General features: G+C 46.1%; 17 protein-coding genes. 4 read left to right on the top strand and 13 right to left on the bottom strand.

Annotated features, from left to right (window positions below):
- Positions 1–134: 134 nt before the first annotated feature.
- Both NIES208_RS19225 and NIES208_RS09355 read right to left on the bottom strand, forming a co-directional pair.
- Positions 135–302: a hypothetical protein gene (locus NIES208_RS19225; protein ID WP_216349391.1), complete on the bottom strand. Its 168-nt coding sequence runs from the start codon at positions 300–302 to the stop codon at positions 135–137.
- 259 nt (positions 303–561) lie between these two features.
- The gene (locus NIES208_RS09355) at positions 562–1,074 is read right to left on the bottom strand and encodes an SH3 domain-containing protein (RefSeq protein WP_139325026.1); all 513 of its coding nucleotides are present in this window, start codon (positions 1,072–1,074) and stop codon (positions 562–564) included.
- Between the two features lie 213 nt (positions 1,075–1,287).
- On the opposite strand from NIES208_RS09355, the gene NIES208_RS09350 reads away from it, so the two are divergent.
- On the top strand, positions 1,288–4,368 hold the full coding sequence (locus NIES208_RS09350) for an alpha-mannosidase (RefSeq protein ID WP_075892032.1): 3,081 nt from the start codon (positions 1,288–1,290) through the stop codon (positions 4,366–4,368).
- Here the strand turns inward: NIES208_RS09350 and NIES208_RS09345 are convergent.
- Positions 4,365–8,219, bottom strand: a complete 3,855-nt coding sequence (locus NIES208_RS09345; RefSeq protein ID WP_075892030.1) for an ATP-binding protein — start codon at positions 8,217–8,219, stop codon at positions 4,365–4,367. The two genes, NIES208_RS09350 and NIES208_RS09345, sit on opposite strands and share 4 nt — an antisense overlap.
- A gap of 141 nt (positions 8,220–8,360) precedes the next feature.
- Complete coding sequence (locus tag NIES208_RS09340) at positions 8,361–9,026, bottom strand: Crp/Fnr family transcriptional regulator (RefSeq protein ID WP_075892028.1); 666 nt, start codon at positions 9,024–9,026, stop codon at positions 8,361–8,363.
- Between the two features lie 130 nt (positions 9,027–9,156).
- On the opposite strand from NIES208_RS09340, the gene NIES208_RS09335 reads away from it, so the two are divergent.
- Positions 9,157–9,999 (top strand): hypothetical protein, encoded by an 843-nt coding sequence (locus NIES208_RS09335; protein ID WP_139325025.1) that lies wholly within the window; start codon positions 9,157–9,159, stop codon positions 9,997–9,999.
- A 784-nt stretch (positions 10,000–10,783) separates the two neighbouring features.
- Here the strand turns inward: NIES208_RS09335 and NIES208_RS09330 are convergent.
- From NIES208_RS09330 to NIES208_RS09290, 9 genes are all read right to left on the bottom strand, one after another.
- Positions 10,784–11,218, bottom strand: coding sequence for a cupredoxin domain-containing protein (locus NIES208_RS09330; protein ID WP_075892024.1), 435 nt, complete (start codon positions 11,216–11,218; stop codon positions 10,784–10,786).
- 139 nt (positions 11,219–11,357) lie between these two features.
- A complete protein-coding gene (locus NIES208_RS09325) occupies positions 11,358–12,320 on the bottom strand; it encodes a DUF5357 family protein (protein WP_075892022.1) in 963 nt (320 codons plus the stop codon).
- A 568-nt stretch (positions 12,321–12,888) separates the two neighbouring features.
- Positions 12,889–13,947, bottom strand: a complete 1,059-nt coding sequence (locus NIES208_RS09320; RefSeq protein WP_075892020.1) for an ABC transporter permease — start codon at positions 13,945–13,947, stop codon at positions 12,889–12,891.
- A 49-nt stretch (positions 13,948–13,996) separates the two neighbouring features.
- On the bottom strand, positions 13,997–14,494 hold the full coding sequence (locus NIES208_RS09315) for a salt stress protein, Slr1339 family (protein WP_075892017.1): 498 nt from the start codon (positions 14,492–14,494) through the stop codon (positions 13,997–13,999).
- Between the two features lie 104 nt (positions 14,495–14,598).
- Positions 14,599–15,597 (bottom strand): pentapeptide repeat-containing protein, encoded by a 999-nt coding sequence (locus NIES208_RS09310; RefSeq protein ID WP_075892015.1) that lies wholly within the window; start codon positions 15,595–15,597, stop codon positions 14,599–14,601.
- Complete coding sequence (locus tag NIES208_RS09305; RefSeq protein WP_075892013.1) at positions 15,594–16,889, bottom strand: hypothetical protein; 1,296 nt, start codon at positions 16,887–16,889, stop codon at positions 15,594–15,596. Before NIES208_RS09305 ends, NIES208_RS09310 begins: the two co-directional genes overlap by 4 nt.
- Positions 16,890–17,152: 263 nt before the next feature.
- A complete protein-coding gene (locus NIES208_RS09300) occupies positions 17,153–18,229 on the bottom strand; it encodes a CIA30 family protein (RefSeq protein WP_075892011.1) in 1,077 nt (358 codons plus the stop codon).
- Positions 18,230–18,575: 346 nt separating this feature from the next.
- Complete coding sequence (gene gap, locus NIES208_RS09295) at positions 18,576–19,613, bottom strand: type I glyceraldehyde-3-phosphate dehydrogenase (RefSeq protein WP_075892009.1); 1,038 nt, start codon at positions 19,611–19,613, stop codon at positions 18,576–18,578.
- Between the two features lie 528 nt (positions 19,614–20,141).
- Positions 20,142–21,938, bottom strand: coding sequence for a response regulator (locus tag NIES208_RS09290; RefSeq protein WP_075892007.1), 1,797 nt, complete (start codon positions 21,936–21,938; stop codon positions 20,142–20,144).
- Positions 21,939–22,154: 216 nt separating this feature from the next.
- Between NIES208_RS09290 and NIES208_RS09285 the strand changes: the two genes are divergently transcribed.
- Positions 22,155–23,282, top strand: a complete 1,128-nt coding sequence (locus tag NIES208_RS09285) for a HetZ-related protein 2 (RefSeq protein ID WP_075892005.1) — start codon at positions 22,155–22,157, stop codon at positions 23,280–23,282.
- Between the two features lie 32 nt (positions 23,283–23,314).
- Entirely contained in the window at positions 23,315–24,571 is a 1,257-nt protein-coding gene (locus NIES208_RS09280) for a hypothetical protein (protein ID WP_075892003.1), read from the top strand.
- The last annotated feature ends 452 nt before the right edge of the window (positions 24,572–25,023 follow it).

Raw genomic sequence — 25,023 nt, 5'->3', positions numbered from 1 at the left:
GCGCCTGCTCAGCAATAACTGGATAAAAAGGATTTACGAAACTTCTTGACCCGCGAAAGTACTGGCGGCACGAACTATACTTGCTTCGAGTTCTATTTCAACGAGTTCGTCTAATTCTTGTTGTAACGATGGCTTTAATTGTTCATTTTGCTAGCGTTTCGCCATAAGTTCATTAATTTCGCTAGTCGTTTTTGTTGGGCTTCAGAAAAAAAGATATCCGGCTGAAAATTTTGACTGACCAGCAATGCAGGAAATTTTACCTCTTCGAGTTCTTGCATCAGCGCATCGAGAGCTTGTCCCATTGTTTCGCCAATAGAAGATTTTTTCCCAGAGGTTGCTCGATAAAAAAGTTTTACCGTTTGTATCGGACACAGATTGAATTTCGACAGTATTCATCACGCTCTTAGAACCCGACTAATCCTAATTATAGGTGCTCAAAAAGAGTGGCGATCGCCCCATCAGACAGAATCTAAATTGAGATATAAAAAAAGTTCAGTTGTTCAATACATAAATGCAGGGGGAACTGAACTAGAAATTTTAGTTTTTACCGCGATTCATAATTTAAGGCACTCGCACATTACCTCCGAAAATCCAGTTACCGCTGCTGAGTTGATACCAGCCACCTTGCTGTCCAATAAGGGCTTTTAATTCTGTACTGTTAGGAAGACAATCGGAAGCAAGATCTCCGGCCGTAGAAGGCGCTTTGCGGGCATAGGAGCAACCTGCGGGAGATTGGACAGTTGCGCCATAGATAGGAAATCCTGCTGTTGAAGCTGGGGTTCGGTTTGGGGGAGGCGTTGATACTGTAACCGCTTTCAGGCTAGTGCTATTTTTCCATGTCCAATTGCCGCTGTTGAGTTGTATCCAACCGTTTCGCTCCCCAACCACAGGCTTAAGTGTCGATCCATTAGAAACACAAGCAACCATAAATGCATTGGGATTAGGCTCTGAACGCACCGGTAAACAGTTCCCGCCCTCATGTTGTGCCGTCACACCGTATTGTGGGTAGGATATTTGGGCGATCGCCACTTTTTCCATCATGAGCGGGCTGACGGCAATGCCCCCTAACATCATCAATAAATTCGTGATGGTAGATAGTTTGCTTTGATTTTTAGACCTTCTGGACGTTGTCGCAATATTTGTTCGGGTGGAGAAAGATAACATTGAAATATCAACCAAAATTGATAGTGTTACTTCTTGATATTGAAAGAAATTTTACGGAGTAACACAATAAGTTAATGTTTCTTCGCCATGGTTATTCATTTCATCGGAATTTAAGCGGTATTTATGTCTTCAGGCGATATTTCCACATTTTTTGAGCAACTTCATTCCTTGGTTGCAATTCCCACCCAAAATCATTGGTTGTATTACGTGAGTGGAAATGTCTCAGAAAACAATTACGAAGCTTTTCAACTAGAGCGATCGCAGCCTATTACTGGGAATGAGAATGGTTATTTAGTGTTTCCAAAGGGCGAACAACTTGCATGGTTTTATCAAAAATTCACTGTTCCCCACAACATCAAAAATTATGAACTGGAAGAACTGCATTGTCGGCTAAATCTGACTTGGTGGGCTGCTGAGGCAAAGGTTTTTGTAAATGGCGAATTGGCTTGTGAGGGGGATTTGTTTGATTCTTCGACGCGGTTATCCCTTTCGTCCCATGTGAACATCGGCGAAACGTTTGAGGTGGCGATCGCCCTGATTAGTCCGGGTCATGATATCGGCGCATTAATGAAATCGGAGCTAATTTTTGAGTCCGATGATTTGGCGAAGCCGGATGCGGGATTTGTGGCGACAGAGTTGCAGATTTTGAGTCGTTATCTCGAAAAATATGAACCGGAAAAGTTACCTGAGCTTGAAGCTGCATTGCAGAGTTTACCGCTGGAGACGTTTCAAAGTCGAGCCGAATTAGATCAGGCTTTGGAAATAGTACGGGAAAAATTAATTCCCTTGGCAGCAACCATAAAAGAACGGCAATTTCATGTGATGGGTCATGCCCACCTTGATATGGCATGGCTCTGGACAACGGATGAAACTTGGGAGGTCGGACAACGTACTTTTTCTTCTGTTTTAAACCTGCAAAAAGAGTTCTCTGAATTAACCTTTGGGCATAGTACTCCTGCCCTCTATGAATGGATAGAAAATAATCGTCCAGATCTGTGGCAGAAAATAACTGAAGCTGTGGCAAAAGACAAGTGGGAATTGTTAGGAGGAATGTGGGTGGAGCCGGATGTAAATTTGGTGTCGGGAGAATCGATTATTCGACAATTTCTCTATGGGCAAGAGTATTTTCTGGAGAAATTTAGTAAGACTGCACCCATCGCTTGGCTCCCTGATACCTTTGGTTTTCCGCAGCAACTCCCGCAAATTTGTAAGCTCTGCGGCATCGAAGCTTTTGGTACGGGCAAACTCCACTGGAATGACACCAAACCCTTTCCCCACGGGCTTTTTAACTGGCGATCGCCGGATGGTACGAAGCTTTTAACCTTGATGACTCCGCCCAATGTGACGGGCATTATGGATACGAATCCGATCACGATGACGAACTATGCCTTGAAGTGGGAGGAGCAGACGGGACTGAAAGATATTTTTTGGATTCCCGGTGTGGGTGACCATGGCGGTGGCCCGACCAAAGATATGATTCAAGTGGCAGAAAAATGGCGGCGATCGCCGTTTTTTCCAGAGCTAAAATTCTCGACAGCTCAACAGTTTTTAAATCAAGTTAAAGATACCCCAAATTTACCCATTTGGGATGACGAACTTTACCTCGAATTGCACCGCGGCTACTACACCGTTCATCTTGACCAAAAACAATTTAATCGCCGTTGCGAAACCCTATTGCGACAAGTGGAACTTTGGTCGGCGATCGCCAATGCTTTGGGCGAAGATCTTGCTCATCAAGACATCATTAAAAATCTCTGGAAAAAGGTTTTATTTAATCAGTTCCACGATATTTTGCCCGGTACATCTATCCCCGAAGTTTTCACCGAAGCCAACCGCGATTGGCAATATGTGATCGATACTGGCGAACAATTATTAGCAGAAATCCTTGGGGCGATCGCCAACTATATCGACTTCTCAAATCCACCTCACCCAGAAGCCAAACCCATTCTTTTGTTTAATGATCTGAATTGGGAACGGACTGAAACTATTAGTTTGAATATTAAAGAATTTGCTGTTGTTTACGATCACACTGGCACAAAAATTCCTAGTCAAATTAATGAATCAAACACTACTCAAAACACTCTATCTTTTACCGCAACTATTCCCTCAATTGGCTATTCATTATATTGGCTAGTCTCTGATAAAAATACGCCGACACAAAGATCTGAAGATTTAGTTGGCGAACCAGACTTCACTTTAGACAATGATTATTTACGCGTCAAAATCAACCAGAAGACAGGCAATATTGAAAAACTCTTTGATAAGCAAAATCAACGACAAGTTCTATCCGGTGCTGGTAATCAATTACAAGCTTTTGAAGACAAAGGTCAATATTGGGATGCGTGGGATATTGCACCAGACTATGAAGAAAAGCCTTTACCATCTACTGAATTAATCTCAATTCAATGGCAAGAAAAAACTAAAATTCGTTCCATAATTCGAGTCAAACGCAAACTAAATCAATCAACTTTTACGCAAGATTATATTCTTGAATCCCATAGCCCAATCCTCAAAATTGAGACCGTCGCAGATTGGCAAGAAGAGCAAGTTGTTCTTAAAGCTACCTTTCCTCTTACTATTGAAAGTAACTACTGTGACTATGAAGTTCCCTGCGGGACTATCCGGCGATCGCCCTCTGAAGATGCAGCAAAATGGGAAGTCCCAGCATTACGTTGGGCTGATTTAAACGATGGCAAATATGGAGTAAGCATCATCAATAATAGTCACCATGGCTACGATGCAAAACCCAATCAAATTCGGTTAACGCTCCTTAAAAGTCCGATTTGGCCTGACCCCCAAGCAGATCGTGGTGAACATCATTTTTCCTATGCTATTTATCCCCATAAAAATACTTGGCAAGAAGCCGATACTATTCGTCACGCCAAAAATTTCAATACACCCCTAAAAATTTATAAACCTGACAATATTGCTGTTAAAACTGTTGATTTACAGTCACCACAAAAATCTTTTTTTAGCCTAGGTAATAACTCATTAGTTCTTCTAGCATTCAAGCAATCAGATGGCAAATCAAGCTGGATTTTACGTTTCTATGAATCAACAGGAAAAACAGTAGATTTTAATTTTCAAAACAGTTTTAATTGGCGAATAACTGAAGAAATAGATGCCCTAGAAAATCCATTAGAAACAGAGATTTCACTACAGATTCAACCGTGGCAAATTAAGACATTTAGATTATTGTCCTAAATATCAAGTTTGCTGTTGATGCCATGACGTAGCTTACTGACAAGGCGATCGCCGTGAATTTTGATAACTTTATCATCGGGGTCAATTTTTTGGAGTTCTGCGAAAAGTTGAAAGGCAATCTGGCGTTTGTCTTCATTTAAAGCTGTAATTGCTTCGGTAAAGAGCGGTAACGTTTCACGTTTTGTGCGGTCAGAGCGAAGCAGCACTTCATACAAAGTCGTTGGCCGCGATCGCCCCCGAACAGTGACTCGATCAATTTCGCGCACCATTAAATCTGGGCAATGCAGGTAAGTTTCCTCGGAGATTAACAGGCGTGCCCCATAAAATTTTGTCAGGGATTCGATCCGAGCAGCCAGATTTACCGAGTCGCCGATCACCGTCGTTTCCATGCGATTTTCACCGCCCACAGTGCCTAACAGTAAATCCCCCGTATGGATGCCGATGCCGATTTGTAACGCGGGATAAGACTCACTCGTATGTCGTTCTAACGCTTCTAACATGGCGATCGCCGCCCGCAGTGCATCATTGGGGTCATGGGGAAATAAAGCCATAATCCCATCGCCAATATATTTATCAATAAAACCACCATGTTTTTCGATGAGTGGCTCCATACGCCCTAAATAATCATTGAGTAGCGCAAACACTTCCTCCGGCGGTAACCCCTCAGAAATCGATGTGAAATTCCGGATATCTGCAAACAAAATCGTCATTTGCCGCTGACTCTGTTCCCCAAGGGTGACCTCTTCAATGCTATTGCGATTAAGGAGCTGCAAAAATTCCTGTGGCACAAACCGCCGCAGACTTTCATTGACATCCGAAAGTTTATGGATATAGCTTTCCCGTTCAATTTCCATCTCCCGCCGCTGCCGAATATCCTGAAAGGCGACGATCGCAAACTCCACTTCACCGTCTTTATTTTTAATCGGTGTTCCCCAACTTTCGATGGGAATCACGACCCCATCTTCCCGCCGAATTTCAATATCATCGGTGCCTGTACTATTCCCCAAAAGCGCTTGGATCAGGGACAAATTCATCGAGGTGTAATATTCATCCGTGCCTGCTTTATAAAGGTTGTAGGTTGCCGCAACATTGGTAATGGTGACATCTTTTACTACGCCTTTTTGGAGCATTTCGGTGGCGAGGCGATTGAGGTAATAGGGACGACCTCCGGGACGAACGATCACCACACCGACAGGCATCGCTTCGAGGAAATGGCGCAAACGTGTTTCGCTTTCGCTGAGCTGGAAGTAGAGCTGGGTATTCTTGACCGAAATACTGGATAGTTGCAAATGGGTTTTAATGCGGGCCAGTAACTCTGTCTTGGACACGGGTTTTGTTAAATAGTCATTAGCGCCACAGTTAAAGCCGGCCACGAGATCATTGACTTGATTTTTCGCGGTGAGCATCACCACGGGCAGCTCGTCGAGGGAATATTTTTCCCGTAACTTTTGACAGACTTCGTAGCCTGTCATTTTGGGCATCATAATATCGAGCAAAATGATATCTGGTTTAATGCCGGATTCGATTAGTTCTAGGGCTTCTATGCCATTGTTTGCTTGGGCGATCGCATAATCTTGGAGTGAGAGATGATTGACCAAAACCTGCATATTGACGGGTTCATCGTCCACGATCAAAATCGAATAGTCTTCGGCGTGGCTTGCTAGTAATGTTTCGGGTTGACTCAGATCTGGTTTACTGGAAAAACTAGGGTCTGTATCGCCCACCAAACGTCGCATCACAAAAGATTGCTGGATATCGGCGAGGGCTTGGGCTGGTGCGCTCTGGTCTGTTGGGGTGACGGATTCGGTGCTGACAGGCAAGGTAAAGGTAAAGGTCGCTCCTTGGTTTTGTTCTGAGGTGACGGCGATCGCCCCGCCATGGAGTTCTACTAATTTTTTTGTGATCGCCAAACCTAAACCTGTACCACCATATTCCCGCGCTGAAGAACCATCGGCCTGCTCAAAGGACTCAAAAATGCGCTCCTGCTGTTGGGGGGCAATCCCGATACCAGAATCACTAACTGCGATTTCGATCATGTCGCCCTGTTGTGCGGCGGTCACTTTGATATAGCCTTGGTTTGTAAATTTGATGGCGTTGCCGATGAGGTTATGGAAAATTTGCTGGAGACGGTTTTCGTCGGCATGGACGGGTGGCAAATCCCTCGGAATTTGATTATCGAAATGAATCAGTGACTGTTTGACGAGGGGACGACATAGCGTTAGCACAACTTCTACTAATTCCCGTAGGGCGATCGCCTTACATTGCAGCTCCAATTCGGTGTGTTTAAGCTTAAAAAAATCGAGGAGATCATCCACCAAACTCCCCAAGCGTCTACCACTAGACACAATCATGGCAAGGTTTTGCTGGGTTTCTAGAGGCAATGGCCCCGTCACACCGTCTAGGAGCGACTCCGCCAGACCAATAATGCCGTTGAGGGGGGTACGCAGTTCGTGGGAAGTATTCGACAAAAATTCGTCTTTTAATTTGTCGAGGCGTTGTAATTCTTCGTTCTGTTTTTCTAGGGCAGAAAAGGAGACTTCTAGCTGGTCTGCCATCGACTCTACCGAACCCGCTAATTCCCCAATCTCATCACTGCGTTCCTTTTCCGGTAAACTTTGCTGCCAGTTACCTCCGGTGATTAGCCGTACTGATTTTGTGAACTTCCGCAGCGGCAAAATTACCCAGTTCGCGGTCGCTAAACCGAGGCCAATGGTGACGGCGATCGCCCCGATCGATAGCCAGATATTTTGACGCATATTGGCATGGATTTCTGCCATATATTCCGCTTCGGGGAGCACAATAAAAATAAACCAATCTAGACCGTACTCATCCTGAAAGGGCACAATTTTTAGCCATTGGGAGCGACCCTCGTAGTCAAAATCAATGAAGTGCGATCGCCCTTGGGTTGCCCAGTCAGGATGCTTCTGTTCAAGGTGCTCGCCGACAGCCCGGACTAAAGGATCACCAAATTCTTGGAGCGTTGCCCGTTTACTCTCTGGATTCGTTGTTGTCGTTGCTTGCGTAAAGGTGGAAATACCGGTGGAAGTGCTCACCAAGCGGGCATTTTGCTCGGCAATAAAAACCGTTTTTTCCTTCCCCACCAGAAGATTATCCGCTAAAAATTCATCTAAATCATTAAGCGTAATATCAACGCTGCACACCCCTTGTAATGTTTGGGTGGCGGTGTCATATACCGGAGAGCTGGCCGTTAAATATAAATATTGATTGGTAATATCTGCATGGATCGGTGTCCATTGTCGACCCCCTGTGGCGATCGCCGCACGATACCAATCCCGCTGGGTAGCATCATAAAACTCGCTTTTCGTTTCATCGGGCTCAGAGCTGACCCGATTTCCAGATCCATCAAGGGTGTAAAAAGCCGTTTTAAAGTCCGTTTGACCATTGGCAATACCCACAAAAGGCCTTTCATTTTCAGTCTTCACCCCTAAAAATTCACCTTGCTTAGCAGAGCCACAATAGATCCAAGAAACTTCAGGGAACGCCTGCAATTGGTTCGCTAAAAAACGTGTTTGCGCCTCAACATTACCCGTAAAATCAAGATCAAAAAAACCCTGTTCAACGGCATTCACCGTCAGCTGATTAATGCGGTGGGGTAACTCTAGGTAAGTGTGGAGTTTTTCCTCGACCCGACCCGATAGTTCATTTTGTAACTGCTCTTTAATGTGGTGAATCGAGGCTTGACCCGTCCGATAGGACCAATAACTCGTCAGACCCACAACGGCGCAAATCTGCACTACAAAGGGCACGGTCATGGTGCTGCGCAGAGGAACCCTATTAAAACAACGGGCGATCGCCGTCTTGATGCCCGAAAACGGGTCAGATAATGCCATGGCGATGGGAATGCAAGGGGTAAGATGCAACCTCTAAAAACGAGGTAAACCAAAGGATTCGCCGTGGCGAAGTTGGTTCTTAGATTCTATAACATCCCTATCCATGGGATAACTCGTGGGGGGCGATGAAACCTACCGCCGCTAGACCTGATTTTTGGGTACACCAAAATACTGGTCATCAAAGAAAAGCACTTGGCCTTCTTCCTTAAGCTGATTGAGTAGGCGGCTAATGGTGACCCTCGTTGTCCCTAAGACCGAAGCGAGATTATCATGGGTGAGGCCAAAGGGAATTTTGAGGCCAGTCTCCTTCGGCTCGCCATACAACAGGGCTAAAAATTCAAAATAAAGGCGTAATTGATCAACCGTACGTTTTTGCCCCAAAATAGTGCGCAACATAATTTGCTTGTGGGACTGGGCTTGTAAATGTTCTAAAACTTGTGATTTGAGATCTTGCCAGCGTTCAAGGTCTGCCCAATAAACCCAAAAAATGGTTGTGCGATCCGTTTGGGCGATCGCCTCAAAACTGAGATGATCACTATCGAAAACATCGATCGCCTGATTTGCGCCAACAAAATCAATCACAGTATTGACAAGTTCGATGGTTGCTCCTGCGGGAGCCTGCTTAAGGGTGCTCTCTAAGCGTACATATCCCTCACTGACAAAATAAAGGAGGCCGGGACGAGTCGGAATCGTTTCCTCACGGAAAAAGGTACGCGCCCGATAATGCTCTGTTGCCCAAGTCCGTAATTCTTCGGTAATTAGAGGTTGTTCGTCTGGTGAAGAGTTAGCGGCGGAGGGGTACGTCATATCTTTTAAGCTACAAAGGTTCAGACAGTTCGCTGAATGACGTTGACAATAGTCGGGGAAATCTGAAGGGATTTTCTGAAGCCAACGCTATCCGGCGACAAATTCTGGGGAAAAGTCATATTAGGTGACCATGACTCAAAGAATGAATATTGAGTCTGACTGTAATATCCTAGGAGGGTTTTCTACGCTTGGCAACCGTTTGACTGTGCGTATTTACACGGATATTCGTAACCTTGATTTGAGATCTGGTCTAAAGTTGGCGATCGCCCAGCAATTTCCCGAATTTCCAGGCGATTCTATTCCCCTTAGCCTCGGTTTTCAGCGTCAGGGTCTCCTTTGGCGATCGGCGATTTTGTTGCAATGGAGCGCCTGTCAGGCCATGGATCTTGAAAAATTACGAGATCACGCTATCAAAAGCCTTGTACCCCATCGGAGCGCTGGCGATAATTTTCAAAAAAATACATGGCAATTTCAGGTCACCGTTACGGCGGCGGGTTGGTTGGAGTTGCAGCTCCTTCCCCATAGCCTAGAAATATGGCTTGATCGCTGTGGTGAGTCTTTGCTCCTGCCGCATAGTCAGGCGATCGCCCGCTGGAGTCAAGGGGAGCCACCGGCTTTTTCGTGGCAATACCTACAGCAACGCTGTGACGGCTTGGGTAAACTAGCCCAAGACTTTGCGGCTCAGGGTTCCCCCCAATGGCACTTTGAGGGGTACACAATTCCAGAGTGGGAGCAAACATTACTCGACGCAACCGTTCGCCTATGTTTGGCACTACTCAATGACCAACGGGGCGATCGCCATGGGCAGACCGTCGCAAAAGCATTTTGGGAATTTCACCGCCATTGCCCTTTATTTGCTTTTTATCCAGCCCAACCAGAACGGTTTTGGCATTATTGCGCTTGGATAAAACTCGTAGCGGCGATCGCCACAGCCTACCTTAGTACCGCACCGACAGAAAAATTCGTAAACTAACCCGAGTTCGAGTTCCGTAAAACCGGCAATCGTAACAGCCTGAAGGACGCACAAGAGATGGAGATAGAGATTCCTTCACCGAACCAATTTTGGTGAAAACTGGATGAAAACAAAGCCAATACCTCCGTAACGTGAGTTGTGCTTAAGCATGCTCGGAAGTACGACGCGGTGAATAGGAGAGCGAGAGATCGGGAGATGTTTCTATGCAAACAATCCTACTAGCTTTCAAAAAATGCAAATTTTCGTTGCTTCCCCGCGTCTTTCCCTCTCCGTGTCTTTCCCTCTCCGCGTCTTTACCTCTCCGTGTCTTTACCTCTCCGTGTCTCTTTTTCTCTAGAGAATTTTGGCTACATGCCCATCCATAACTGACATTCCGTAGCTCCCTTTTCCTGAAAATTTCAGAGACAGTCCTGAACCCCAACTGACATTAAATTAAAACGTTAAACATTAAAACGTTAAACATTAAAACTTTAACCAGAGCTATCCACAACAGATACAAATTTTTAAAATAAATTGAGTATAAGCACTTATTCGGCAAACACCTTACACTGACTGTGATACAGATAGTGATCTTGATGACAAAAAAGCCAAATTTCAACTAAAAGTTCATATAAGTGTGGCATTTTCTTAAAAGATGCTCTACCATTACAGGTGTGTGAGGAGCGAACCAAGAGAAAGGCTGAGACGAAACACGGAAAGTCGCCAGCCTTTTTCTTGTGTCTATTTTTCCTGTGCCTATTTAAAAAAATTCGCTGATCATCAGTATTGGATAGGTGAACGTGGACTAGAGCACCTCAATGAGTCCATCATCCTTGAGATATACCGAGTAATGCCCAAAGCCATTGCCCCAAAGCAATTCAATTTGTAAATTGTTCTGGGATAGTTCCCAAACCCTTGCTTCGACGCTGAGTCCCTGTACATCCCAAAAGAGAAATGATGCATTTTGCTTTGTGGTGCCGCCGAGGGTAATGCGTTGTCCCGGACTGAGGGCGATCGCCTCAACGGCACTAGGTTGCTCAATACTAATAATGTTGCCAGTGCGATTAATAATTTCAAAATTGACCCATTTCCCCGGTGTCACTCGGATGGGGGCGGTGGGACAGCTGCTTTGGGCGACACAGGTTTGGGCGATCGCCGCAGGTTGCATCGGCATGAGTGCAAAAAGACCCAGAAGACTGCCACCACCAATTCCTAGCAAAGATTGTTGAACTAAGCCCATCGTGAAATTACACTCCCATATCGTCAAAGTACAGCATTATGATTCCCAGTCTAGCCTTATCGTTTGCTGATGTTGCAGCCTACACAGTAAATCTTTCGATGACTGGCAGCGTATTATCGCCCATAAAATCTTGAGAGTTTTATTCATCTGTCGATAGCCAGCCAAATACTTTACTTTCCCGACACTTGACCTGGGTAACAGGATTACCGGGGAGTAGTGGAACCGGGTTGGCGATCGGCTGAAAATCACAAATTTTTTCTACCAAATAATCTTGATCTTCCCTTGCCCGCGAGCCATTCCAACGATATTGCAAAATTAATTCCTGTCCCGTCTCCGCCGTCTCAATGGCGTAGGGCTCAGCCAAACTCCAATCCTCATCTTCCTTCAGCTTGGCCGTTTTTCCCTTGACCTCATCTAACAATTGGCGAATGGTGGGAATTAAAACCTCAGGCTCCTTAAGTTCTGCCTCTACCTCTGTCCACAGGCGATTTTCGTAATGCTCTTGTATTTCTAAATCAAGCAACTCCAAAATAAAAACACCACGCGGATCAGCAGCCTTGCGATTAGGAGAGCGTACAACAAAGAGGCTTTCACTCAGATCGTCGCTGTAATAGGAAGGGTACTCTTCAATAAAATCGGACAAAACAAAGAAAAACTGAATCCAAAAACTCAGCAATAGCTGGGAACCAAGGATCAACAAAATACTAATGCGCTCATTGGTATTTGGTAATTTTTTTTTGAAACTATCATCCCAAAAATAGGGCAGAGCATAGATAATTGCAGCGATAACAGGCCAAACCATGACAGCAATTTCCCAATTTCCCAGCTCCCAGCTCCCAAAGATAAACAGACAGATCACCGCCGAGGTAATCCAAGGGGCTAGGGTTGAGCGCTCTTCTTTAACGACCCAGCTAATGCCGATAATGAAAAATATCCAACCGAACCATGCTAAAAAACTGGAGACGATACTATCTGGTTTGCCTAGGAGTCTGGCAAGGATGGACATGCCGCCAGAAATAACGCTGAGCCAAATACTGGTTTGCCATGAGTACCAGCGTTTGGGTTGATATTTTTTGAATAGTTCCTTGAGCTTTTTACCCATTAGCCTGGTGAGCTGTGCGTTTGGCTGACAAAAAAAGGATGATGAAATTCAGTGAGGGGCTCTACTATTGCGTCAGTTATGGATAAGCATGTAGCCAAAATTCTTTAGAGCAAAGGAGACATGGAGAGGGAGAGACACGGAGAGGGAAAGACATGGAGAGGGAGAGACATGGAGAGGGAGAGACATGGAGAGGGAGAGACATGGAGAGGGAGAGACACGGAGAGGGAGAGACACGGAGAGGGAAAGACACGGGGAAGCAACGAAAATTTGCATTTTTTGAAAGCTAGTAGGATTGTTTGCATAGAAACATCTCCCGATCTCTCGCTCTCCCATTCACCGCGTCNAACGAAAATTTGCATTTTTTGAAAGCTAGTAGGATTGTTTGCATAGAAACATCTTCCTAGCTCTTGCTTTCTCATTCTCCGCGTCGTACTTCCGAGCATGCTTAAGCACAACTCACGTTACTATTTTTTGTTTTTGTTAATCCATAGGGGGCGCAAAATTTTCTTTTCAAACTGACTTTAGCTTCATTTTAAAATTTAGCAATGCCATGGATGGGCTATGGGGTTTAGCGCGATCGCCCGAGGTTTTTGGGATCTAGGGCATCCCGGAGACCATCGCCGAGGAGGTTAAAGGCGAGGACGGTAATGATAATCAAAATGGCAGGAGACCAAACGAGCCATGGTTGCAAGACGAGAATGGAGGCGTTTGTGCCGAGGGAAAGGAGGTTACCCCAGCTCGGATCGGGCTGTTGGATACCTAGACCGATGAGACTGAGTACTGATTCGGCAATGATAAATCCTGGTATGGCGAGGGTGGCAGAAATCACGGCGTAGGTGGAAGTCTGGGGCAAAATATGCTGGGTAATGATGTAGAGCGATCGCCCCCCTGTGGCTTGGGCGGCTTGGACAAATTCTTGATTTTTGATGGACAATACTTGGCCGCGAATCACGCGGGCTAAGCCTGACCAACTGATAAAAGAGGTGATCATCACGATGAGTAAAAAGCGCTGGGCACTGGTGATATTCGCGGGTAAGACTGCGGCAAGGGATACGAGCAGGTAAATCCCCGGAATCGTCATTAATACTTCGACAAAGCGCATGAGGACGGAGTCCACCCAGCCGCCAAAGTATCCGGAAATCCCGCCGATCAGCATGCCGAGGGGAAAGGAAATGGTAATGCCGACTAGGCCAATAAATAGGCTAATACGGCCGCCATGGACTAGGCGACTAAAGTGATCTCGCCCTTGTTCGTCTGTGCCGAGAAGATTAAAGCGAGCGTCATTGCCTACGACACCAAAGAGGTGGCGATCGCCGGGAATACCTAGAAATCTATAGGGATCTCCTTTGACAAATAATCCTAAGGGTTGGGGATTATCGGCATCAATAATTAGCTGGCGATCGCCCGTTTCGAGATCCGTTGCCCCTTGGCTGGTGGGATAGATTACAGGTTTGCCGTTTTGCCAATGGATCGCGGTCGGGGGCATGAGTGAGCCATCAAGCTGGGAGGAATAGGGATCGTAGGGAGCAAAGAAATTAGCACCAATCACCAAAATGTAAAAGGTGATTAGAATAATTGCGCCAAGTCGGGCAAGGGGATTATTTTTAAGTTTGCGCCACCAATCCATATTTATCGCTCGTATCGCCTAGGGTGAATGGTACGAAATTTTCGTCCCATCATTCTAAGGCCATTAGATAATCCATTGCGGCATCTAGTCGAGATTCGTAAGTTTCGGCAAATTCGTAAAACCACATCCCTTCATTGGAAATGGGGTCAAGGTTTTGCAACCATTGCTCGGCTTTTTGGCGAATGCGTTTTTGCTGTGCTTGTTTTTGTTTTTCGGCGGCGGCGATCGCCTTTGCATTGTGGGTGGTATTAATGCGGGTTTGACGCTTTTTTTCGATCACATCGGCGATCGCATGGCAAATTTTTTGATTATTCTGGGATTGCTTTAGCTGTTGTGTCACACTGTCCTGCTCCAGAGCCTCCAACATTTCCGCAATGGGATCTTGCTCTGGAATAGTGGGCGTTTTTTCTTGTTGGGACTTTTCCTGAAACTGCGCGGCGATCGCCGCTAAATGGTCATCAAGATCCGGCGTAGACGGCGACGAAGATGAAGTCGGTTGACGATGTTGCTGCTCTAAAGCCTGAAGTTGTTCATCAAGGGACGACATTTTTTTACCCAAATATCTATTTAAAAATATCTACTCAATACAGCCATGAAGCACTAATATCTGCCATTATCTCAAAAATTCTAGAGATCCACGAGCCTAATGACCTAGGCCTCCCCATAGACAGTACCATCAGGCATAGTGGCACCCGTCAAGATCACGCCAGCCATATTAGTACTACTAATTTCTGCCCGAGCCAGATTTGCCCGAGTCAGGTTTGCACCCGTGAGATTGGCCCGTGCCAGATAAACATCGATCAACTCAGCTTCAACCAAATGGCTTTGAACCAATGTGCAACGACTGAGGTCTGCTTTATTTAATCGAGCATGGTTCAAAATTGCTTTACTTAAGTTGGCGCGATTGAGACGAGCTTGACTCAGGTTTGCCCAGTCTAACCGCACTTCCCGAAGATTGACATCTTCCATTAAGGCTCGCTCGAATTGGGCATTTCTAAGATTTGCACCTGTGAGGTTTGCACCAATGAGATTCGCTTCAGTTAATACTGCATTTTCAAGGTTTACACCCTGTAAATTGGCTTCTTGGAGGTCTGCCGCCCGTAAATTTACGCCCCTTAGGTTAGCATGGCTTAACTCCACCCGTGCGAGGTCTGCCCCCTTTAAATTTGCGCTTTGGAGATCTGCTTTTCGTAAAATCGCGCCCCGCAAACTGGAGTTGTAAACCCGTTTTTCCTCTCGCAAATTAGCTTCTCGTAAACAAACTCCTGAGAGATTTGCCCCCGAAAGATCAGCGCCCCTTAGGTCAGCCCCCATTAAGTTGGCATCGAGGAGGTTGGCGAGGGTGAGATTGGCATTGCTCAGGTTGGCGTTTTTGAGGATAGTGCCATGGAGATCGGCGTTGTGGAGTTCGGCAAATTTTAAATTCGCTTGGTTGAGGTTCGTGCCGCTGAGGTTGGAACCAATGAGGTTGGCATGACTGAGATTGGCGCGGCTGAGATAGGCAAAAATTAAAATGGCGCTGTGGAGATCGGCATTTTCAAGGTTAATGCCAATGAGATCCGCCCCCCAAAGGTTTGAGCCACTGAGTTTTGCACTCGGAAAATTCGTTTCGCCGGCGGCATATTTTTCGAGTAGCTCTTTTGCGTTCATGGGGTTTTGGTCGGTTGGGAAAGGAGTTTGATGGCTTGGATGAGGGCTGAGGTCGCCTGGAGATGTTCTTTGGGTTCGAATAGGGATTGGGCGATCGCCGATAGACGAATTTCAAGGGCAACGACCGAGGGCGATCCTTGTAGAGTTTTGTGGAGGAGATCATCAAAATCGCAAGTCCGCAACAGCGACCAATCTTCACCACTGAGATCGAACGGATGGTGCACAGCCGAAAACAATAAAATTTTGGCACGCAAAGGATTGGCGTACTTCATAATTTCAAGCTTTAGCTCAAAAATATTAAGAGCCTTGGCAAAGTGAGCCGATTGTGGGTTTCGCGGGTCTTTCAGGGAGGCTGCCGTAATATCACTAGTTTGTTGGGCGGCTCCAGTGGATGGCTCGTCGAGGGAGGCTGTGACCTGTAGCCGTGGATCGGTAATCTCCGACGACATATAGCTTTCCGAGATTTCACCGAAGGAGATGTCTGGTAATGGTATGGATGGCTGCGACCCTTGGGCACTAAAGGACATGGAGCCTTGGTAGGTTGAGTTTGCCGCATCCGCTGCTTCCGGGCGGGCTATGGTAATGGGCGGAAAAGTGGGTCTGGTCAGTCCTGTGGGTTCGTCGGTTCTGCGATAAATCGGGCCGGTGACTTCAAGGATAAAGTTTGAAAGGGATGCGTAAATGGTTTGGCGATTTAGGGAAGAAACAAGGCTTTGGAGGGCTGCTGCTAACTCATAGGTATGGGGGTAAAGATCTTTAATTTGGCGAATAAGTTGTAAAAATGAGGCCTGTCCCAAAATCTGAAAGTCGTTTTCCCAACGCTGGTGACATAGGGCAAAGAGGAGCTTTTTAATGCGAATTCCCTCCGGATGGCGTTCCATTTGTTTGGCTACTAGGACGACGGCTCTTTTTGGGGGTGAGGTGTCCTTGGGGGGTGAGGTGGGGGTTGCCATAATGATGCGGGTGGTGCCTTCTGGGGCATCATCTTGGGCCATGGGCTGTTCGTAGAGGGGGGCGATCGCCTTAATGATTACGGTCGCTAAACGTCCGTAGGCCATGGGTCGACTCAGGGTATTAACGGCAGCATTGAGGGCTTCTCGAAAATGGACTAATGACGGAAACTTTTGAGGGATGGCCGTAATAATCGGCATGAGATCAATACGATGAAGTCGTAGCGTGTCGCTTTCCCAAATATTTTCTACTGCATAAATCAACAACTTTTTGAGCCTGAGGGCATCTTGGTGTTGCTCAAACTCCCGAATTATTGTGGGTAGCGCTGGGTGGGAGGTCATAGGGGCGAAACGAAACAGCTTAAGTGTCGCTAAAAAACCATATTGGAACCTAGTGACAAATAAATAATTTAGCCACAGTTTGTACAGTAAACAACATTACAGAACAAAGTACTGTGATTCGGGGTGCTGTCGAGGGAGATTTGGTCTGGGATACTTGCCTGTAAAGGCTATGGTGCTTACGCTTAACGATAGCTGTCTCCTAGGGATAAATCAATGGATTTGTATCTATGATCACGCCCCTAAAAGGTGTTAAAAGGCCAGATTTAGAGGGCAATAATTTGATTGGTTTGTTGGCGATCGCCAATGAGTTCCATCACTTGGGGCATCAGGTCTGGCGAAAAGCCATTGGTGCAGTGCAAGAGGCAATAGGGCAACTGGGTTTCTTGGAGTGGTTCTTGGAGCGTGGTGTGGTCGCTAAGTACCAACAAACGAGGAAAAGCTTGGCCGCCGTAAACTGCAATGGCGGCGATCGCCAAATTAAACGAGCCAGCTTGGAACGAAGGGTTGAGCTGACCATCATATTCAAATTTGCTGAGCATCAACTGCAAAGACCGGAGACGTTCCTGCTTAAACAGACCCCGCTCTGGCACCGATTTCGCACGAAAAACAGGAATGAGACTAGCAAAGGGAATATCCACAGTGAGCCATTCCCCCGCCACCGTGTCAAAGGAAAAACTATAGCCCACACCATCCCAACTTTCTTCACAACGGGCGAGAAACTTATAGCGTTGTCCATCGCCCTTGACCCGGAGACGAAAACCCTCATACTGACTCACATCCCACGAACTACCAAAATTTTTGGTGCGTACCGACGCAAAGCCACCATTATTATCGGTCGAGACAATGCCCGTAAAATTCGCCACATCACCAGCAAATTGCAAACGGCTACGACTCACCCCGCCCATCACCACATCATCAACGGCTCCCCAAAGTTGTGCCAAGGCAGGACTAGGACGACGGAAATCAAATAATGTCCAACTCGGCGATCGCCACGACGCGACCTGCTGTGCCAAATCTAAAAACGTCCGCTTATCAGCCTCCGGCAACTCAAAACAAAGAATCGCCATATCCGCTGCCTCGACGCTTTCCCTCGTCACAGAGGCGATCGCCACCGGCTTGACCCCATAACCCCGTTGCTCCAAAAGAGATGCCACCACCATATTTTCCGGGCGATCGCCCCCAACCACTAATATTTGACCCATTTTTTCCAGCTCCCCCACCGACGATAAAAAAACATTCGACATTGACTGACCGAAAAACGATTTGACATAACCACTAAAAGGCAAAACATCAAAGTCATATAACATTTGCGCAAAACGACCAATATCCCAAGTTGCCATGACACCACTCCGCCCATCACTAGACCCATTATCGCAATTTCAGTCCCCTCCGAGATGACCGAGTCCTATTCCCACCGTAAAACCTTCCCCCTAAACCAACACAAAAAAGCAATAGCAATCACAAGGTAAATATCCCGCAATACTACTGCTTACTTTATTATCCGTTGACTTTATCTGTTGATGCACTAGACGTGGCCTTTACGAAAAAACTTAGACTCGCCAAAACCTACGGCCTAACAAATATCATCTTTGCCACTGAGTCCAAAACATTCGCTCCCCCTAAATCCCGAAAAAGAGGACTGACATTTTCCAGCGATCTCGTCATCCTTGGGAAATGACGATGAAACTAAACAGCAACAGCAGACTCCTGTTCCTTCTGAGCCATGACACGCATCAGATCAACCATACGATTCGCATAGCCCCACTCATTGTCATACCAAGCGAGAATCTTAAAGAACCGATCATTAAGAGCAATACCAGCACCAGCATCGAAAATACTAGAGTGAGCATCACTCGTGAAATCAGTAGAAACCACTGCATCCTCTGTATAGTCAAGAATGCCCTTTAGCTCACCAAATGCTGCCGAACGCATAGCCGCGCAAATTTCAGTATAGGAAGTCGGCTTCACGGTACGGAACGTGAGATCCACCACAGAAACATCCGGCGTAGGAACGCGTAATGCCATGCCAGTTAGTTTGCCAGCTAGTTGAGGGAGCACGAGAGTAACAGCCTTCGCCGCCCCAGTAGACGCAGGAATAATATTTTGCCCCGCGCTACGTCCAGCACGATTATCTTTTTTGCTAGCACCATCAATAGTCGGTTGAGTGGCGGTAGTAGCATGGACAGTGGTCATTAGACCCTCTGCAAGACCAAAATGCTCATCAATTACTTTGGCAATGGGAGCGAGGCAATTGGTAGTACAGCTAGCATTGGAGACAATGCGGTCAAACTCAGGGTTGTACTGTTCGTGGTTAACGCCCATAACAAGGGTCGGAATGCGCTGAGGTTCAGTCGTCGGTGCCGAGATAACGACGCGCTTCGCACCGGCTTCGAGGTGTTGAGATGTGCCCACAAAATCCCGGAAACAGCCCGTCGCCTCCACAACATAGTCCACATTAAGCTCTGCCCAAGGGAGCTCAGTCGGTTTGCGGATCGACGTACAACGGATAAATTCACCATTGACGATGATGCCGTCTTCGTTATGTTCTACTGTGCCCGGAAAACGACCATGGGTAGAGTCATATTTGAGGAGATAGGCAATTTTTTCGGGGGAGATTAAGTCATTAATGCAGACGAATTTAAATTCTGGGTTATGGACTGCTGCACGGAATACGAGGCGACCAATGCGTCCAAAACCATTAATAGCAACTTGGAGAGATGACATATGTATTTTTGCTCCGAACAATCTTGTCTGGTCAAAATGTTTGATTGACTTTACAGGCTCATTCTAGAGAGCTTTTTTTTATTGGGTGACCTTTATCGAAGAAGTATAAAGTTACGAAAAATATTGCTGTTTAGCGAAATGTTCCAGAGTGTTACTTTTATCAAAAAAAAGAGCTGTTTTTGCCAGTTTTTAAGACTTCTTCATCTCTTTCTGTGGCGATTGTCCATTTTTCTATTTACATCTCAGGACATTCCTGTGGTGGGGAGATGATCTGTTCATAACATTGGCTGTGGTTTGAGATGAAGAATTGTCAAGGGTTAGGCTACATAAGAAGAATCGTTACTTATTTCTAATTTAAAAGCGAGTACAAATGCTTAAGTCGTCTGGGATTTTTTAAGGTGATAAATTCTTGATTGATTTTAGTTTTGAGAATATTGCTTGTCTTTATGGGTAGGGTACAAAAGTTTTCCGGGAGTTTTACGGCATTAATGTCATATTTTTTCTTTTATTTTGCAAAGTATTTGGAGGCTAATTTAAGTATTTTTTGAGTTTTACTTCAAGGTCATTTACTTGTATTGGTTTGCTGAGGTAGTCATCGGCTCCTGCGGCTAAGCATCGCTCACGATCGCCGGCCATTGCCAAGGCGGTAATGGTAATGATGGGGATATCTTGCCACTTTGGTAATTGTTTGAGGGTTTTGGTCAAGGTTAAACCATCGACATGGGGGAGCTGAATATCCATCAAGATTAAATCGGGGAGGCGATCGCCGTTATCTTCCCGTAGACGTTCCAACATCTGCTGGCCATCAGCGATGATTTCCACACCATAATCATGCATCGATAAAATTTCGGTGATCAGGGTTTGGTTAAAGGGTTTGTCTTCAACCACCAAAATCAATTTTTGTTCCGTATTGCTTAGGGCTGTGATCTCCCCGGCGGCGATCGCCTCAGGTGCTTCCGGAGAAGCAACAATCTCGGCCTCTACCTTCATCTCCAAGGTGAGGGGCAACCAAACCCGAAATCGACTCCCCGCACCAACATCAGACTCCACCGACGCAACCCCACCATGCAACTCCGCTAACCGTCTGGTCAGCACCAGCCCAAGACCCGTCCCCTCATATTGCCTTGTGAGCCTACCGTCCACCTGAAAAAAAGGCTGAAATAGGCGACTTTGATCCGTCGGACTAATGCCAATACCAGTATCCGCAACCTCAAGACGTAAATAGGGGGTGCTCGCTTCAATCACACTAGAATCCGTACGCTGTTCCTGTAGTAGCTCTGCTCCATAAGCCAGACGGGCAGAGAGAGCAATTTGGCCTCGCTTTGGCGTGAACTTCACCGCATTAGATAATAAATTAATCAGAATTTGTTGAACCTTACGACGATCTAAGGCCGCCTGGTTCACCTGAGGCGACAAATCCAAAGTCATTTGTAATTTCTTGGCCTTGGCTCGCGGCTGTACCATCGCTAAACATTCTTGGCAGAGTTCAGTCACATCTACGGCGCTAATATCTAACTCCGTTTTGCCAGCTTCAATTTTGGATAAATCTAAAATGTCATTAATCAGTGCCAATAGATGTTGGCCACTTTTTTCAATGGTGTCAATGTAGTTACGCTGACGGTTATTCAGCTGTTGATCCGTTTGGCGACGTAACAAATCAGCAAAGCCAATCACACTATTTAAAGGAGTCCGCAGTTCGTGGGACATGGAAGCCAAAAATTCTGATTTGAGCCGAGAAATTCTCTCGAGCTCTTTGTTGGTCTGTTTGAGTTTTTCTTGGGATTGTGCCCGCTCAATGGCTGCGCCTAAAATCTGGCAGGCCGCAACGAGGATATTTTGCTGGGGGGCTTCTTCGAGGGGCGCTTCAATGCGTGACTCTAGGGTAAGGACGGCAAGAATTAAACCCTTTTGATCTTTAATGGGAAAAATTCCGAGCTGTCCAATGCCGGGGTGACGAAAGGCGGTTACTGCGTTGGGGTGTTCGGCATAGTTTTCGACAAATATTGGTTCGCCTGTTTCTACGACATCCCACAATAAACCTTGTCCATAGGGTATGCCGTCATTGAGGCAGTTTTCCATTGCTGTAATCGCCTCGCCATAGGTGGCGACAAACTCGGATGAAATACCGTTGGTGAGCATATTTGCCCGGCGGCGATCGCCCTGACCCGCGATAAGCTTGATATCCCCAAAGGCCGCCCCCATATTTTCCACAAGGTAGCGCAGCGCATATTTGCCGATCGCCTCAACGCTAGTGACACTCTGTAAACGTTCTGCTAATCCCAACAGAAAACTAAGGCGGCGAATTTCTTGATCTTGGGAAGACATATTTAGTAAAAGTGCCTGACGGTAAGGCGAGTGTCGGTGCTGTTAACAAATCTATATATTTCTCTATTGTAGGCTACTTTTTTTTGAGAGTAGAGAGATGGTCATGGCCTGAGCCGTGCAGCATCCCACCATAAAAAAATTATCCCCACGAAATTTACAAGAGAATGGGTGAACTCCCTATAGGATAAAAAGGCAACCTTCTATTTTCTCGATGCCATGGGCAATATCGCCACCCTCCGCGATCAATGGCGAAATCACTGCCAGCAAACTGATAGTTCTTCATTGCCACAGGTGGACTGCACGTTAATTGTGGATTGGCTCCTGGGGGCCGATGCGGCACAAAAGGAAGCGCTCCCCCCTGAACAATGGTTATTGTTTGAAAAAGGGATTGCCTACCGCTATCGGGTCCTGACGAAGTATTTAGCGATGCAGCCGAGCCAGCGTTTTGGGCGGTTATTACGTCGTTTGAGCCATGTTGTAACCCTACGACAACAGATTCAGACTTGGATTTCCCTCAGCCGCGATCGCCGGCGTACAGTTTACGATGTCCTCGAAGAAGTGATCCAAGAGATGTTGCAGCGCGACCGTTATCTGCAACAGGAGTTAGGCTGGTTGCGCAGTTGTAAACCGCCCCGTTCCCTCCGGGAGGCCTTTCTTTGTACTGTGCTCGAAGAATATTGTTTACGTCCGATTCAAAATCAGCCATTAATTAGCTATCGGTTTGTAAATTTGATGCGTCGTTATCAACGCTCTGGCATGACCAATGTGCCAGCGAGCCAATCTGTGAAATTACTCTCGACTGAGCTGGAAATTAAAAATAGCGAGCAAACCCTCAATCTTTTAGATAATGAGGCGATCGCCCGCCACCAGACCAAAGAAGAACTATGGCAACAGGATTTTTTGCGTCAGGCCGTAATGGACGATTTCTTCGCTTACCTCCAAGAAAATATTAAAGATCCCCTCGCAGTACCTTGGCTAAAACTTTATTTACAGGGAAAAACCCAAGAGGCGATCGCCCAAGCCCTCGATATTCCCATTAAAAAAAGTTATCGTCTTAGGGACAAAGTCAAATACCATGCAATTCACAACTTTGCCATCAAAACCAAACCCGCTTTAGTCGCCGCTTGGCTACAAACCAGCCTCGCCGAACATCAACTCGGACTCACATCCCAACAATGGGAAACCCTCCAAACTCAGCTGACCCCAGAACAGCAACAACTCCTCAGCGATCTCCAGACAACAGCCCCCTCCCAAAAATCATTAACAAAGCTCGACGACGAATCTCCGTCCCTACTTCAGCAATGGAGTAAAATTTACTTAGCTGCCCAGAAACTAAGGGGCTAAGATATTCTCCCTGAATAAGACATATCTGAACGATGGCAGAAACACTTCAAATTTCCATAGAGCCTTTTAATTGGTCTGGCATTAATCTAGAGCAATCTTTCAGACTCGTTGAAAAATACATTCCCCTACAAGTTTGTCGCGCCCATTCAATTCTGCCTCTAAAATTTCATAACCATTGTTTGACCCTAGGGATCGTTGATCAAAATAACCCGAACGTTCACCTAATCATTAAAAAGCTCCTGAGCCGAAAAAAACTCAACCTTGTGGCTCAAAAGCTAGATCAAAAAACATTTCAACTACTGCTTTCTTCCTTTCTTAACTATCAACAAACGAACAATAGTACCGTCGTTCGACGGAGTCAAAACGAGCCATCTTCCAAACATCAGTCGGTTGCACCTGCGGCTTCGGGTGACAAAGCGACTTTTGTAATTGACGAAAAATCTACGGCTGGCGCAACGATTGATCCCCTTGCCATACCGCCAATTGATCAAGGCTCAATCTCGAAAATTGTCTCTAACGACGATAAGTCAACGGCTATTTTTGAGGGAGATATCGCAGAGCTGCAAGCCCAAGCTAATGGCGGCGATCGCCCATCACTAAAACCAGATCAAAGCCTGAATATTCCCGCTGTCCATGTACCCAATGCACCAGTACAACTACGGGAAAACATCAATAAACATCAAAATGCACCCCAAGTTTATAACCGCCTTAACCTTGCACCCAAACATTTAAATAGACCATTAGATACCCTTACTAACCTACCCGCCAAACAACTTTGGCAAGAACTACTGGGTCGCGTCCTGTCCCAAGGCATTGGGCGACTCTACTTTGAAAATCATGCCAATGAAGGACGCATTCTCCTGAGCGAAAGCGGTGTAATGAAAGAAGCCCTTTACGGCTTGCCAGTTAAAACGTTTTATGGAGTCCTCAACGAATTTAAGCGCTTAGCCCACATTCCGCCAGTACCAGTACTTAAGGCCAAAAAAGCCGAAATGGAGCAGTATTATCTCGATGAAAGGATTTTACTACGGTTAACAATTATCCCGGGCAAACATGGTGAAGAAGGCACAGTACAAGTTTTACGTGGCCAAGCCTTGGTTTTCCACCAACAAAAACAAATGGATGACCAAGGGCGCGAAGCACTCCAGCTTGCCCAACAACTAGAACGGAAGTTAAGACATATTTATCTCCGTAGTCAAATTAATCCCTCGCCCCTCACCGCATTACCCGAATTAATGGCGGCCTGCGATCGCCTCAAAGCACAACTAGAAAATATTCATCACCGTTAGAAAAGGATTTTTCTTAAAACCCTAAAACTTCCGTTGGACAGAATAATGTCAAATGGATTTGAAATAGAACTGATTGTCTTCCTGCGGAAAGATACCCAAAGAGCGCCCAGAATTTCCATCAGCTAAGCTGAGTTCAGGCTGAATAAAGCTTTACAATAATCATCTACCAAAGGATAGAGAGAAATGGGGAGACTTCTTCAGCCCACAAGTTTGGTGAGAACAATGGGCATATCCCCACGTCCCCTTGTCTCCGAGTCCCCCTTTCCCTCAGAAATTTTTACAGCCAATCCTTTCCCCCAACTGACCTTAGGCGGCATCGTTTAAGCTGTATCCACCTCAACTCCCTCTGGGAAGAAAACACTCAAAGCCTATGCGCAAGATCTATCGGCTTTTAAGATAACGTCAGTTATGGATAAGAATTTAGCTGATATTTCTTGAAAGAAAGGAAGACA

The organism is [Limnothrix rosea] IAM M-220 (assembly GCF_001904615.1).
In the GTDB taxonomy this organism is placed as follows: domain Bacteria; phylum Cyanobacteriota; class Cyanobacteriia; order Cyanobacteriales; family MRBY01; genus MRBY01.
This window is presented reverse-complemented; position numbering and strand designations above follow the sequence as displayed.